Raw genomic sequence first — 14,102 nt, 5'->3', positions numbered from 1 at the left:
TAAAAATTTTAAAGATTAGCTAATCGCTGATTTTTACCCAGCATTTGTTTAGGGTCAACAGGAATTTCTACCAACAATGACCGTGTAGAACGAGTTCTAATAGCTTGTTCCAATTCTGCGAAATTATTCAAGTCAGAATCTAGCGATAAATAATCCCATCCAAATCCTTCCGAAATCTTCTTATAATCTAGATCTCGAAGACTCGCGTGGTAATTGGAAACCTCTGTGTTCGGTAATACCTTCAGTAATCCTTGATCTACGATTCCCAAAACCTGGTTATTTAATACAAAAAGCACTATCCCAAAATCGGCAACTTCGCCCATAGAACCGCAGAACAACCTAAAGCATCCATCCCCCGTAAAGCAATAAACCTGTTTCTCGGGCGCTCCCATTTTAGCCCCAACTGCTGCACCAAAAGCTCCTCCCATAGCTGACCCCCGATAGAGCGAATAGAACTCAATGTTATCATTCGGTCGCTGTACAACATATTGACGGTCTTTATACGCTAGGCAAACATCGTCAAAGGCGATGGAGTTAGGTAACCAGCTTTCGTCTAGCTTGTGATAAAGCGCTACCATATCCACATAACCAGCTCTGGCAGATTGGTAAGGTTGATTATTGAGCATTTTTGGTGCTTGCTTACCAGGAATATTTCTGTAAGCTATTTTCTTAGCTTCCTGTATCATATGATTTAATATTGTAGGAATATGTCCCCGAATTTCGTCATACTTCCCTTCCGTAAGATGCCTATTAGAGTTTTCAAACAGTCCGTATTTATTTGTATTACTACCGAGATAAAATGTGTGAGAGGCTGCAATTTTATCCATATTGGTTGTATATTCATCCGAGCAAGCTCCTAACAACAATAGTACGTCATTACTCCCTAAGCTATTGAAAATATCAACCGCTTTATCATTACCCCCGAATAGCACATATCCGTATCCATACTTATTATTTCGGCTTACGGCATTGGCACCATTTATACTCCATATGGTTTCAGCTTGCAAAGTGTCGCTTAACAAGGTTGTCAGTTCTTTGGCATTTTCATACTGATTCATCTCTTCGCCTACTAAAATAACTAATCTTTTACCAAACGTGGCACCACGCAGTATTGATTGAAACTGATGTATTTTAATAATCTCAGTATCTATTAAGGGCGTATTAATCTGCGGAAACATAGAAAAGTCAAAATTAATCTGTTCGGTGTATTTAGTTAATACAAACACGATGGGTTGTCTCTCACTTAGTGCACGATAAATCTTTGGCAAATCTTCTGTTGGTGAAAAGTCACGATCTAGTAGAAATGTAGATTCAGGTAATTCCGCTAAAAGCTGTCCTAAAATATTGTTACCATAAGGAGAACTATCCTGTAGCGGATTAAGTCCCCAACTATCCTTTTCTGAGGTAGGCACAATGTATACAGCTGGAATATTGTGCAGCTTTGCATCGCTAAGTCCGCATGTCAACAATTTAGTGGCAGCACCGGTAGTTGCAACGGCCGCACAGATTTTTTTACTAGCTAAGTAATAACCTAAAGGAACAAATCCTGAGGCATATTCGCTCATCGTGAAAAAGCCTTTCGGTTGATTTATATTTGTTATCGGGTTAAGGTGTTTTAGAAGATGAATGACTCCACCTCCTGTCATTCCCACATATGAGTTAATCCCCATTAGGGATAATAATTGAGTCAATGGATGATCAACTATAACAAGTTCTTTATTCATAATTAGCTATATTTAAAACGCTTATTGCTTCACTAACTTTATTCCGTATAAATGGAATAAACCTATAAGATGCTATCAAGTATTAAAATAACTTTTTGTTAAAAAAGTTTCCTATTTAGTAAAAACTAAAACACTTAACTATAAAAAGCATCAACAAAAACGTCAAAAATACCCCGCACTTTTTTAAAACAAACATACAAATAGAACAACGCAACAAAACATAAATCCCAGTATATCAACTAATACAAGAACTAGTTTACTTAAAAAATTTAAGGAAAGTATTTGAAGAAGCAGAGACCTTACAGAAGTAAGAATTCATCAAAATTGTGTTCGATAATAATCTGTACTCTAAAAATGGAGCCTATCGAACACCAACAATTTTGAAAATACTTTCACATAAAAAATTGAAAATCAAGGGAAATCGGGCTAAAACAAAAAAGCCACCTGATGGTGGCTTTTTGTGCGCATAGACAGGATGAAATCCAACAATTATATCCCTTATTACTGTTTTTGGATGGGCTGAGATTGTGACTACTTAAAAAATCGTTTTTACAATGCTTTACTCCGTATTCCGATTGAATTAAAACAAGGTTCGCCCACACATGTGCATAAAACACTAATATTCAAAACCAAGAATCAACAACAATTGATTACCTTTAAATAGACATTTTTTTTCTAAACAGCATTATAAACAAAAATGATCGCGATTTATTATACAGCGCTACCATTACCTTTAACAGACACTAAATTTGTTGACTTGCTCAGCTCGTTCCCTAAAAATGAACAAAGGAAGATTTTGTCTATAAAAAATCGGCATTATAGATCCGCATCTCTCGTTGGCAAAGTGTTATTATGGGAAGGTTTAAAAAGCTTAATAGGAAACAATTTTAACTTCGAAATAAAGGCTGACCACTGGGGTAGACCCCATTTGAAGCAAGAGCTTGACTTTAACATCACACATACAGGTTCATATATTGCAGTGGCTATTTCGGAAAATAATAGGCTGGGTATAGATATAGAAGAAATCAAACCTATTAATTTGACAGACTTCCAAAATTATTTCCACAAAGATGAATGGACAATCATACAAAATGCTTCGGATCCACAGAGCCTTTTTTTTGACTACTGGACAGCCAAGGAGGCGATTATCAAAGCAGATGGAAGAGGATTGCATCTCAACTTAGCAGATGTCAAATTGCAAAACAAAGCAGGCAAGTTGAAACATAAACAGTGGCAACTTCGGCAACTTAATTTATTTGATGACTGCAAATTACATATCGCTTACAATAATGCAGCTTCAGCTATCAAATTATACCATATAGTAATTTAAAATAAAATTCCGACAGAATAACTTCTGCCGGAATCTAGTAAAAAATAATCCAGATTAGGCTATTTTCATAAATAACCTTATTTTGAGTATATTAACCGAAAACTACATTCTAAAAATATATTCTCTTCTGTGCATTGTAATGTATTGCTGGAAAAGCCTTATATTCATTACCTGTAAGATGTACTTTAATTTTTTTTCGTAAGGATTGATCTATCTTATCCAACTCTTTTGGTGTTATTATAGTGCGTAGAGGCAAAATATAATCTATGTTCATTATTCTGCCATCCGGATAGAAAATATAACTCACCATAATAAAATCTTTATTTACTTTTAATGCTGGAAGTTTATTTTTTAAAATTTCAATTATCAAAGTCCTTGCTAAAGTTGTATCTACTCGCACATCCCGCTCACGAATAGGAAGAGGGTCATATTCCGATTTATATACAGGTTGAGGGATGTTTTTAACATTTTTTGAAAGATTAGATATCCCTATAATTGGGGACATATCGCTGACTCTAACTTCATACATATTGCTCTCTATCCTCATATTACCAGAGATAAATTTATTCTGCCCAAACAAAATAATAGACATCGAAAATAAAATAACAGATGTCAAAAAAAACTTTTTCATAATATTTTTAATTAAAAGACGCTTAAATATGTTACATTCCACAATTTTCTTTAACCAAACTGTTGAATATAGCTTTTAACGCTTCCTGTTTCAGATTAGTAAGGACTGTTCCGTTTCCATAGTTAGGGTCACTGGCATTAAATTCTGCTAGAAAACTGAAGTAGTTATTTTCGAAATTAGAAATCGCTGATACATTAGGATAACTTGTTCCGCCTTGAGTTAAAGCAACAATCCAATCTGAATAATTATCTTTAATAGTACTATTCGACGAAGCTCCTAAAGCCGTAGCATACCCATTCATAATATCTTTAAACACTGCTTGTTCAAACTCAATGTTTACATAACCGGGATAAGTAAAAACCAGTTATCTATTCAAATGATTTTGATTGGCAGCAAAATGTATGTACTTTCAGTTCTTACACCTTATAAATCCGTTACCAAAAATGGCGAGGTATTTTTAAACTCCGTCGAGTTATTAAAGTAATTCCTTCTTCAAAAGTTCAAGCTTATTTATGGAAAAACTAATTTTCAATTCACTTTAAACTTTTGTATTGCCAGACAAAATCTTAGTAAAACTTTATCTGTCAATACTATTTTATTTCAGACCTCATAAAAATTATGAACAGACTTCTATCACAAGAGCTAGTTTACTTAAAAAATTCAGGAAAAGTATTTGAAGAAGCGGACACCTTACAGAAGCAAGAATTCATCAAAATTGTGTACGAGAATAATCTGTACTATCGAAATGAAGGATCATACGGAATTCTTGGGGGGTAAATTTAATTATTGTTAGTTTAGCGTTTTAAATAGCTATACTTTGCAAGACGCTGAACGTAAACTTCTGACTTTATTGATGCCCGAAGGGCTATTAGAATATTTTGATATCATGGATGTTGTCTCAAAAGACAACGAACTTCATATTTATCTCGATGAAAAGAACATAGCCCCTTCAGGTTATGAAAATGCTAAATTAGAATCAAAAGGTTTTATGCCATCCGCTGAAATTAAGGATTTTCCTATTCGCACTCAGAAAGTTACACTTCATATTAAACGCCGACGTTGGACAGTTCTAGCTGATGGAAAAATCATTACTAGAGATTGGAACTTGGTGCGTGAAGGGGCTCGAATGACTACAGAGTTCGGGCTTTTTTTAAAGGGGATATTTGGATAATTATCCCATTAGTGCTCATCTATTAGGTCTTTTCTTCCAGTTAGATGGAAAACAGCTCCAGGAGCACTATAAAAACCATCTTAGTGACTTTCATGATTGGAATCAAAAGTCTCATGCAGAATACTGGACTATTTTCCCTGAGAATACAACAGAAAAGTTAAGTATTGACGAAACGAGCTTCAGTAACGGTGAACTCTATACGATTGTAAGTAGTAAAGCTGCTAAAGGAAGAAAAGGGACTATCTTGGCTACCATAAAAGGAACTAAGTCTGAAGATATTATTCATGTTTTAGAGCGTATACCACTTAGATTAAGAAATAAAGTAAAGGAAGTCACGATGGATATGGCTCCTAATATGGCTAAAGCTGTTCGCAGATGTTTTAGTAATGCTAAACGAGTAATAGATAGATTCCATGTGCAGAAATTAGCCTATGATGCTGTTCAGGAACTGCGCATTAAATATCGTTGGGCGGTCTTGGATGATGAAAGTCGAAAGATTATCAAGGCGCGTAAAGAAGGGAATCACTATGCTGCAGAGATATTAGCTAACGGAGATACGCTTAAGCAATTATTAGCGAGATCAAGATATTTGCTATTTAAACACACTTCTGGGTGGTCTGAGAGCCAGAAGCACCGTGCAGAGCTTCTTTTCTTACATTTTCCAAGACTTAAGAAAGCGTATGATTTAGCGCTAGCATTGGGCGATATCTTTAATAAATGCAAGAGTAAAGAAGGTGCGTTAACCAAACTCGCGCTTTGGCATCATCAAGCCGAGAATGCAGGGATAGAATCTTTTGAAAGTGTTGCAAGGTCTATTGCTGCACATCACCCAAATATCCTTCACTACTTTGGTAATAGGAGTACAAATGCTGCCGCGGAGTCTTTTAATGCTAAGCTGAAAGCTTTCAGAGCAATATTCAGGGGTGTTAGAGACACGAAGTTCTTCTTATACCGCGTAATGAAATTGTATGCTTAAAAAAAGATGCCCCCCAAGAATTCAACTTGATCCGAAATGAAGCCTATCGAACACCAACAATTTTGAAAATGCCTTCACATAACAAAACTGAAAATCAGGGGAAATCGGGCTAAAACAAAAAAGCCACCTGATGGTGGCTTTTTGTGCGCTCAAAGGGAGTCGAACCCCTAACCTTTTGATTCGTAGTCAAATGCTCTATCCAATTGAGCTATGAGCGCATCTTCTTGTTTTTTCAAACAACCTTCGTTGTTTTTGGTGATGCAAATATCGTTACTTTTTTCAATTCTGCAAACTATTTTATCAAAAAAAAGCAGTTTAAACGCACTTTTATCGCTATATTGCTGATTCAAAATAAATTAAATTTCACAAAATAAATTATAAAAAGATGGCAGAGCGTTTAATTAAGAGTAACAAACTTAGAATTGGTGATGTAAGCCTATCTTATCATATCAAAAAAGCAGCAACGCAACCTGAAAAAACCATCATCTTCCTGCATGGTTTCCCTTTCAACAAAAATATGTGGCGTCAACAACTCAGCGCCCTTCCTGATAATTGCACCGGTATCGCTTTAGATATCCGAGGGCATGGGAATAGCACCAGCGGACATGGATTTTTCTCTATCGACGTTTTTGCGAAAGATTTAAGAGCATTTGTAAAACACCTAAACCTCGACAACATCGTTATCTGCGGCTTATCCATGGGTGGCTATATCGCCTTACGCTGCTATCAACTATTTCCGGAGCGTATTGCAGGTATTGTGCTATGTGCTACGCAGAGCAAGGCTGATGACGATGCAGGCAAACAAAAGCGTTTCGACAGCATACAAGCCGTGCTAAGCCACGGACGTCGTCCATTTGCCATCGGCTTTGTCGAAAAAGTATTCGCTCCGGCAAGCCTACAAAAAGAATCAGAGGCCATAGCCCTAATTAAAAGTAGCATACGTAGAAACAGCATCAACAGTATATGCGCTACCCTACTCGCTCTTGCGGCAAGAACAGATACCAGTGTGGTCCTTCCCGAGATTAAGTGCCCAGCATTAGTCATACGAGGAAAAGAAGACCGTATCGTTAGTTTGGCAGATATGCAATATTTGGCAAAAGAGATTCCAGGAAGCCGTTTCGTAGAAATGGATGACTGTGGTCACCTACCCAATTTGGAAGCGCCAGAGGTCTTTAATAGCCTGCTGCACGACTTCCTTGCAGCTATTCCTGCAGCATCCGTTGTAGAAGCGTAGAAAAACACCGATAGTCTATAAAATAAAAAAGCTCGTTTTTGAAAAACGAGCTTTTAAAATAGCCTAGTAATGCTACAAATATAGTTTGCTTTGTGGTCCTTGATTGAAAAGTAAGTCAACAGCACTAACATCAGCTATAAAACCATTTTTCTCTTCAAAAACCTGATAATACGGTTTTGGATTAGCCCACACACTATCCTTCTTCGGATGGATAATTTGTCTGTAGTCAGTTTCAGCATCCGTTTTTTCATAACTATCTGTCAAGCCAATTTCTCGGTCAAGCTTAAAGCATTTCAACATAAGCTGTAGCTGCTCCACTTGATAATCCAGTAAGAATTCAAACTTATTCTGGTAGAAACGTGCAAAATCGTCTTCATAAAACTCGAAATAAGCCGAACTGCGGTAGGCAGCCTCTAGGCTCATCCAATGTAGACGTTGCCAATCGTGGTCATAACTAATACGTATATCCTTGAACGGAACATGCATCTTACGACCGTGTTGTATTGGAATAAACAACTCTAACACACCATTTGCCGTTGCAATACGTGTACGGGTACGAAAAGTCTGTTTCGGATAATGTTCATGTTGCTCGATCAAAATCGGAGACTCATGTGCTTTGATAACATGAAAATACGATACTGGGGCTAAATAAAATGCCGGCAAAAGCAGCTTTGATTCCATTGAATTCACTATTTTTGAACAAAAGTAATTAAATAAAGCATATTTGTACAATCGTCGAGGAATTTAACCGTATCCATGAGGCAAAAACTAATCTCTGCATTACTCTATATATTATCCTTACTACCTTTTTGGGTATTGTATCTCCTATCCGACTTTTTGTATGTCCTACTCTACTATGCAGTCGGCTATCGTAAAAAAGTTGTATTCGAAAATTTAAAAAATTCATTCCCTGAGAAATCAGAGGGCGAACGTCAAGAAATCGCGAAGAAATTCTACAAGTTCTTTCCCGACTTAATTGTTGAATCCATCAAGATGAAAACAATCAGTAAGGAAAGCGTCATTAAGCGTGTGGAGCTCCTTAATCCGGAAGAGGTGTACCGCCACTTTGAGCAAGGAAAAGCTGTAATTGGGGTGACTGCCCATTACGGAAATTGGGAACTCGGCATACACAGGCTATCATTGATGACGGAATTCCCGAAATTAATCATCTACAAGCCGCTAAACAATACAGATTTCAATGAGGTATACAATGCCTTGAGAAGCCGCTTTGGCGCTACGATGGTGCCGATGAAGCAAATCTTACGTCATATACTGAAATTAAGAGGACAGCCGCACATCAGTATGTTTGTAGCCGACCAAACGCCGACCTATCAAGATTCCGATTATTTTATGGAGTTCTTGAACCAAGATACGTTGGTTTACACAGGCACAGAGCGTATCGCACGCCTCACAAAACAGCCTATTTTATATTGCCATATTGGAAGAAAAGAAAAAAGGGGGCATTATTTTTGTAAATTCACGACGTTAGTAGAAGACCCAGATGAATATGGTCTGCACGAAATAACCCATCTGCACAATAATTTCACGGAAAAGATGATTCGCGAAACGCCAGAATACTGGCTTTGGTCTCACCGTCGTTGGAAAAGAAAACGTAGAAAATGAAGCAAACACCTAAAGTAGCTGTGGTTATATTGAATTGGAATGGTAGTTTTTTTCTAGAAAAATTCCTCCCTTCGGTATACAACAGCACATATCAAAATATTGAATTTATTATCGGCGATAATGCGTCGACAGATAACTCTATTGAGTTTGTCCAAACAAATTATCCATCCATCCGCATCATTGAAAATAGTCAAAACTTCGGCTTCGCCGGAGGCTATAATGAAGTACTAAAATCTGTAGAAGCCGACTACTATGTTTTGCTAAACTCTGATGTAGAGGTCACCCCAAATTGGATAGAACCTGTCATCCAGTATATGGAAGAACATGTGGAAGTCGCTGCAGCACAACCGAAGATTCGTGCTTACCACGACAAAACCTTATTTGAGCATGCTGGAGCTGCAGGCGGATATATTGATGCCTATGGATACCCGTTCTGCCGTGGTCGCCTTTTCAATGAAATGGAAACCGACAAGGGTCAGTATAATGATAACCAAGAGATATTTTGGGCTACTGGCGCCGCGCTCTTTATAAAAGCACAGGCGTGGAAAGAAGCACAAGGCTTCGATGCCGACTTCTTTGCTCACATGGAAGAGATTGACCTTTGCTGGCGTCTGAAAAGAATGGGCTACCGCATAGCCTATGTTGGAGCATCAACGGTCTACCATGTTGGTGGTGGCACACTCAATACAAGCAATCCTAAAAAGACCTATTTAAATTTCAGAAACAACCTGATGATGCTACAGAAAAACCTTCCCCTCTCTCGGGTTTTCTGGGTAATTTTTTCACGACTATGGTTAGACTTTGCCGCATTGATCAAGTTTTTATTAGAAAGAAAACCTAAAGATGCCTGGGCGGTGAGCCGTGCACATCAATATTTCTTCCTGAATTTTTTCAAAAACGCAAAAAAACGAAAATCATTTTCTGTCAAAGAGAACAAAAAAGGATTATATAAAAATTCGATAGTTTGGGATTTTTACATGAATAAAATCCGAAAATTCTCCGAACTAGATGGCGAAAATTTCCAGTAAACAAAATACTATCGAATATTCGTTTAAATAAACAGACATATATTCTTCGGGAGTTTGCGGAACTGAGCAAAATATTGGTTTTTAATTTAACAAAGGCCTATTTATTTTGTAATTTCGCTCCATTATGTCGGCAGTTATTCAGGAAAAAATACAAAAACTTACACAGGAACTAAACGCGTACAACTATCAGTATTATGTTTTAGCGCAATCCACTATTTCGGATTACGACTTTGATATCAAGCTGAAAGAATTGGAAAGTTTAGAGCAGCAATACCCCGAATACCAAGACCCAAACTCTCCAACGCTAAAGGTTGGTGGCGACAGCACACAGAAGTTTGCTACCGTACGCCACCAGTGGCCTATGCTTTCATTAGGTAACACCTACAGTGAAACAGAGCTGCGAGAGTTTGATGAGCGTGTTCGCAAAGTGGTGGGGGATCAGGTGCAGTATGTTTGTGAACTTAAATTTGATGGACTTTCCATCTCTATTACCTATGAAAATGGTAAAATTCTTCGTGCCGTTACCCGTGGTGATGGCACACAGGGCGATGATGTAACGAATAACGTAAAGACGATTCGTAGCATTCCGCATCAATTGAAAGCAAGCGACTATCCAGAGCGCTTTGAAATACGTGGTGAAATTTTCATGCATCATGCTGCTTTTCTGCGCTTAAATAAGCAACGTGAAGAGCAGGATGAACAAGTATATGCGAACCCGCGCAACTTTGCCTCGGGCACGATAAAGCTTCAAGATCCCAAAGAAGTGGCTAAACGTCCACTCGATTGCTTCCTATACTTCTTATATGTAGAAAACCGCAATAGGCTTTTTGAAAGCCACTGGGATAGCCTAATGGCAGTAAAAAACTGGGGATTTCAAGTTTCTGAACATAGCAAACTAGCGTCAAGCATTGACGAGGTATGGAACTTTATCTCCTATTGGGATACCGCAAGACATCAGCTTTCGTACGATATTGATGGTATTGTTATCAAAGTAAATGATTATGCACAGCAGGAAGAGCTCGGCTTTACCGCCAAATCTCCACGTTGGGCAATCTCCTATAAGTTTAAGGCAGAGCGTGTAGAAACGCTATTAAAACATGTAAGCTATCAGGTAGGAAGAACGGGAGCAGTAACTCCTGTGGCCAACCTAAAACCTGTTTTATTAGCAGGAACAACGGTAAAACGTGCTTCCCTACATAATGCCAACGAAATAGAACGCTTAGACCTTCATGAAGGAGATACCGTTTATGTCGAAAAAGGTGGTGAGATCATCCCTAAGATTATCGAGGTAAATAGTAGTAAGCGTCTGCCGAATGCGGTGCCGATTCACTACCCTACCCACTGCCCAGAATGTGACACGTTGCTGGTTCGCCAAGAAGGTGAAGCCGTTCATTACTGTCCAAATGAAGATGGATGTAGACCGCAAATTGTAGGTAAATTACAGCACTTCATTGGCCGCAAAATGATGGACATCCAAGGAATGGGTAATGAGACGATGGAAACGTTCTACGGCCTAGGCTTGTTGCGCAAAATATCGGACATCTATGGATTGAAAGAACATCGTGATGAGCTTAAACAAATAGAGCGCTTCGGAGAGAAATCCATAGAAAATATGCTAGCAGGAATTGAACAGTCAAAGGAACAACCTTTTGAAAAGGTACTCTTTGGTCTGGGCATTCGTCATGTTGGTGAGACGATAGCGAAAAAATTAGCACAACATTTCAAAAATATTGATGCGATGGCATCCGCAAGCCTACAAGATATGGCTGAGGTAGCTGATATTGGTGAGCGTATCGCTGAGAGTGTATACAACTACCTACACCAACTAGAGCATATGGAAGAATTAGCACGCCTAAGAGCTGCTGGATTGAACTTCCAAATTGAGGAGAAAGAAGTTATCCTTGCGGGTAATAGCCTTGCCGGCAAAACATTCTTAATATCGGGTGTTTTCGCTGACTTCTCACGCGAACAATTGGCCGCACTTATCGAGTCGCATGGCGGGAAGATGGTATCATCGATCTCCGCTAAGCTGAGCTACCTAGTAGCGGGCGACAAAATGGGTCCTTCAAAATTGGCGAAGGCCGAAAAGCTACAAGTTCCTATCCTAACGGATCAAGAACTACTAGCACTGATTAATGAAACAAATTAAATTTATCGTAAATACAACAAACATGAATGAGCTTCGAGGAGCAGGTGTAGCATTAGTTACTCCTTTCAACACAGACGGAACCGTAGATTTCGAATCCTTAGCAAAACTAATCGATTTTCAAATCGATGGAGGGATTGATTATTTAGTCGTTTTAGGCACTACTGGCGAAACGGCAACCCTTACGGCTGAGGAGCGAAAGCAAATCTGGACGTTTACCTCGGAAAAAGTGAATGGACGCATCCCTTTGGTTGCGGGTATTGGCGGAAATAATACTTACGAAATTGCCAACCAAGTAGCCGAATTTGATATTCAAGGTTACTGCGCTATTTTGTCGGTATCACCTTACTACAATAAGCCTACACAAGAGGGTATTTACCAGCACTATAAAGCTATTGCCTTAGCCAGCAAGCTTCCTATTATTTTGTACAATGTACCCGGAAGAACAGGTAGCAACCTATCTCCGGCTACAACAGTGCGCTTGGCTAAAGACTTCGACAATATCGTAGCAACGAAAGAAGCATCAGGAAGCTTCGCTCAGTTCAACGAAATTATGCGTGATAAGCCTGCCGACTTTTTATTGATTTCGGGTGATGATCCAGCAACACTTCCGATGATGGCTTTGGGTGCTGTCGGCATTATCTCTGTAGTGGGCAACGCCTACCCTGCTGAAGTTACAGCATTGACGAAATACTGTGCGCAAGACGACTATGCTACGGCTCGCCCTATTCATAATAAATTACTACGTATCACAGATCTTTGCTTCATCGAAGCGAACCCTTGTGGTGTAAAATATATTCTTCAAGAAAAAGGCGTTATCGCTCATGATAGCTTACGTTTACCTTTACTTCCTGTAGGTAAGGCAACCCAAGATGCTATAAAAGCAGAAATTGCCCTAATTGGCTAAGCCGCAACTTCGGTTCTAGCATGATATCACATAGTAAAGGCGGTCTATATAGACCGCCTTTACTATGTGATATAAAAATTAATATCAATTATAAAAATACCTTATGACTTTACACGTTTACGTTTGCCAAACATCCAATCGTAAATAGCATTGTTATGAAAAAGACGCTCTACGCTACCGTGCGTTCCTCCGGGAATGATTGTCAATTTTGCATCAGCCTCAGGGTCTGCTTTTTTAATCGCCTGATATATTTTCTTAGATTCAGAAGCCGGTACGGCACGATCGGCACTTCCATGTTGAATCCAAACAGGAACGGTGCTTAAATTATTAGCATACTTCAAACTGCCACCTCCACAAATAGCCACTGCTGCAGCCACTTGGTCTGGATATTTTCCGACGAAGTCTAAAGTGCCATAGCCGCCCATGCTCATACCACAAACATATACCCTACTTGGATCAATATTGTAGTTCGCCAACGCATAGTCCAATACATCTTTTACCTTATCAGGATCCCATCCATTAGAAGTTTGTGGTGCGATAATTACGGAAGAAGGAATTTCGATACCTCTATTTTTCGCATAAAGCACTCCGTAGCGCTTCACCCGATTGAGGTCACTGCCAGAAAGACTTTTGCCATGCAGAAATATCAATAAAGGACTACGTATTTCCTTTTTATAATTCATGGTGTCTAACAAAAAATCATAAGCGGCTTTACCTTTTACGGCTTCTTGTTGGGCGTATGCTATGCCACTAAAAAGTAGACATAGACTAAGCATGTATTTAATCATCAATACGTTTTTTATTTCTTTAGGATAAAAATGAAGTCTTGTGGATATAAACTTACTAAAACAGGCTGGAAAAACCTAGACAATCTTATAAAAACACAATTGAATCATGAATTGAGGCTCTTTATTCACAGATATAGCCTACTCGGCTAATCTGTGAAAATAACCGTTATTTTAATCCCTTGCACGTTAAGCAAATCCTGTTTTTATTAAGCTAGCTTTTCCATTTTCGGGAGATGAATGGTATATTTATTCAATGAAATCGACGATTCGCATTGAATATTGCCCCAAGTGTGGCTGGTTGCTGCGTGCTAGCTATATGGCACAGGAGTTACTCACCACTTTCGCTGAAGATATCTACGGCGTTACGCTTGTTCCAAGTGTGGTAAGTGGTCGCTATACCATTCATGTTGATGATACCCTTATTTGGGATCGTGTCGAGCAGAAATCATTCCCCGAAATCAAAGAACTTAAGCAGCTAGTACGTGATATCGCTTGCCCTACAAAAAGCTTAGGTCATTCTGATAAAAAGTCTACTGAATAAGGC

General features: G+C 38.7%; 15 protein-coding genes and 1 tRNA gene. 10 read left to right on the top strand and 6 right to left on the bottom strand.

The annotated features are described in order from the left end of the window. Positions 1-8 precede the first annotated feature (8 nt). Positions 9-1,724, bottom strand: a complete 1,716-nt coding sequence (locus WH223_RS17545; protein WP_340049143.1) for a thiamine pyrophosphate-dependent enzyme — start codon at positions 1,722-1,724, stop codon at positions 9-11. Between the two features lie 697 nt (positions 1,725-2,421). Between WH223_RS17545 and WH223_RS17540 the strand changes: the two genes are divergently transcribed. Next, positions 2,422-3,054 carry a 4'-phosphopantetheinyl transferase family protein gene (locus WH223_RS17540; protein WP_340049142.1) on the top strand — a complete coding sequence of 211 codons (633 nt, stop codon included), beginning with the start codon at positions 2,422-2,424 and terminating at the stop codon, positions 3,052-3,054. 109 nt (positions 3,055-3,163) lie between these two features. On the opposite strand, the gene WH223_RS17535 is transcribed toward WH223_RS17540, so the two are convergent. Together WH223_RS17535 and WH223_RS17530 are read right to left on the bottom strand one after the other, a co-directional pair. Next, positions 3,164-3,685 carry a hypothetical protein gene (locus WH223_RS17535; protein WP_340049141.1) on the bottom strand — a complete coding sequence of 174 codons (522 nt, stop codon included), beginning with the start codon at positions 3,683-3,685 and terminating at the stop codon, positions 3,164-3,166. A 31-nt stretch (positions 3,686-3,716) separates the two neighbouring features. Continuing rightward, the gene (locus tag WH223_RS17530; RefSeq protein WP_340049140.1) at positions 3,717-3,986 is read right to left on the bottom strand and encodes a hypothetical protein; all 270 of its coding nucleotides are present in this window, start codon (positions 3,984-3,986) and stop codon (positions 3,717-3,719) included. A 317-nt stretch (positions 3,987-4,303) separates the two neighbouring features. On the opposite strand from WH223_RS17530, the gene WH223_RS17525 reads away from it, so the two are divergent. Genes WH223_RS17525 through WH223_RS17515 form a run of 3 tightly spaced genes read left to right on the top strand, consistent with a single transcriptional unit; the run spans position 4,304 to position 5,832 of the window. Beyond that, positions 4,304-4,462, top strand: a complete 159-nt coding sequence (locus tag WH223_RS17525) for a hypothetical protein (RefSeq protein ID WP_340049139.1) — start codon at positions 4,304-4,306, stop codon at positions 4,460-4,462. Between the two features lie 40 nt (positions 4,463-4,502). Beyond that, positions 4,503-4,856, top strand: coding sequence for an ISAon1 family transposase N-terminal region protein (locus tag WH223_RS17520; protein ID WP_340046147.1), 354 nt, complete (start codon positions 4,503-4,505; stop codon positions 4,854-4,856). Beyond that, entirely contained in the window at positions 4,849-5,832 is a 984-nt protein-coding gene (locus tag WH223_RS17515; RefSeq protein WP_340049138.1) for an ISAon1 family transposase, read from the top strand. Before WH223_RS17520 ends, WH223_RS17515 begins: the two co-directional genes overlap by 8 nt. A gap of 144 nt (positions 5,833-5,976) precedes the next feature. On the opposite strand, the gene WH223_RS17510 is transcribed toward WH223_RS17515, so the two are convergent. Beyond that, positions 5,977-6,050, bottom strand: a tRNA-Arg gene (locus WH223_RS17510). Positions 6,051-6,217: 167 nt separating this feature from the next. Here WH223_RS17510 and WH223_RS17505 point away from each other — a divergent pair. Next, positions 6,218-7,066 carry an alpha/beta fold hydrolase gene (locus WH223_RS17505; RefSeq protein ID WP_340049137.1) on the top strand — a complete coding sequence of 283 codons (849 nt, stop codon included), beginning with the start codon at positions 6,218-6,220 and terminating at the stop codon, positions 7,064-7,066. A gap of 72 nt (positions 7,067-7,138) precedes the next feature. On the opposite strand, the gene WH223_RS17500 is transcribed toward WH223_RS17505, so the two are convergent. Further along, positions 7,139-7,747 (bottom strand): WbqC family protein, encoded by a 609-nt coding sequence (locus tag WH223_RS17500; RefSeq protein WP_340049136.1) that lies wholly within the window; start codon positions 7,745-7,747, stop codon positions 7,139-7,141. 75 nt (positions 7,748-7,822) lie between these two features. On the opposite strand from WH223_RS17500, the gene WH223_RS17495 reads away from it, so the two are divergent. The 4 genes from WH223_RS17495 (at position 7,823) to dapA (ending at position 12,770) form a co-directional block, all read left to right on the top strand. After that, a complete protein-coding gene (locus tag WH223_RS17495; RefSeq protein ID WP_340049135.1) occupies positions 7,823-8,689 on the top strand; it encodes a lysophospholipid acyltransferase family protein in 867 nt (288 codons plus the stop codon). Further along, positions 8,686-9,717, top strand: a complete 1,032-nt coding sequence (locus WH223_RS17490) for a glycosyltransferase family 2 protein (protein ID WP_340049134.1) — start codon at positions 8,686-8,688, stop codon at positions 9,715-9,717. The genes WH223_RS17495 and WH223_RS17490 overlap by 4 nt, the downstream gene beginning before the upstream one ends. Positions 9,718-9,841: 124 nt before the next feature. After that, positions 9,842-11,866, top strand: coding sequence for an NAD-dependent DNA ligase LigA (gene ligA / locus WH223_RS17485; protein ID WP_340049133.1), 2,025 nt, complete (start codon positions 9,842-9,844; stop codon positions 11,864-11,866). A 22-nt stretch (positions 11,867-11,888) separates the two neighbouring features. Then, positions 11,889-12,770, top strand: coding sequence for a 4-hydroxy-tetrahydrodipicolinate synthase (gene dapA, locus WH223_RS17480; RefSeq protein WP_340049203.1), 882 nt, complete (start codon positions 11,889-11,891; stop codon positions 12,768-12,770). A 101-nt stretch (positions 12,771-12,871) separates the two neighbouring features. Here the strand turns inward: dapA and WH223_RS17475 are convergent, their stop codons facing one another. After that, the gene (locus WH223_RS17475; RefSeq protein ID WP_340049132.1) at positions 12,872-13,558 is read right to left on the bottom strand and encodes a carboxylesterase family protein; all 687 of its coding nucleotides are present in this window, start codon (positions 13,556-13,558) and stop codon (positions 12,872-12,874) included. 253 nt (positions 13,559-13,811) lie between these two features. On the opposite strand from WH223_RS17475, the gene WH223_RS17470 reads away from it, so the two are divergent. Then, on the top strand, positions 13,812-14,099 hold the full coding sequence (locus tag WH223_RS17470; protein WP_340049130.1) for a SelT/SelW/SelH family protein: 288 nt from the start codon (positions 13,812-13,814) through the stop codon (positions 14,097-14,099). Positions 14,100-14,102 lie beyond the last annotated feature (3 nt).

This window comes from Sphingobacterium sp. MYb382 (assembly GCF_037572665.1).
Lineage (GTDB): Bacteria > Bacteroidota > Bacteroidia > Sphingobacteriales > Sphingobacteriaceae > Sphingobacterium.
Note: the sequence above shows the minus strand (reverse complement) of the source record. Positions and strands in the feature narration are given on the sequence as shown.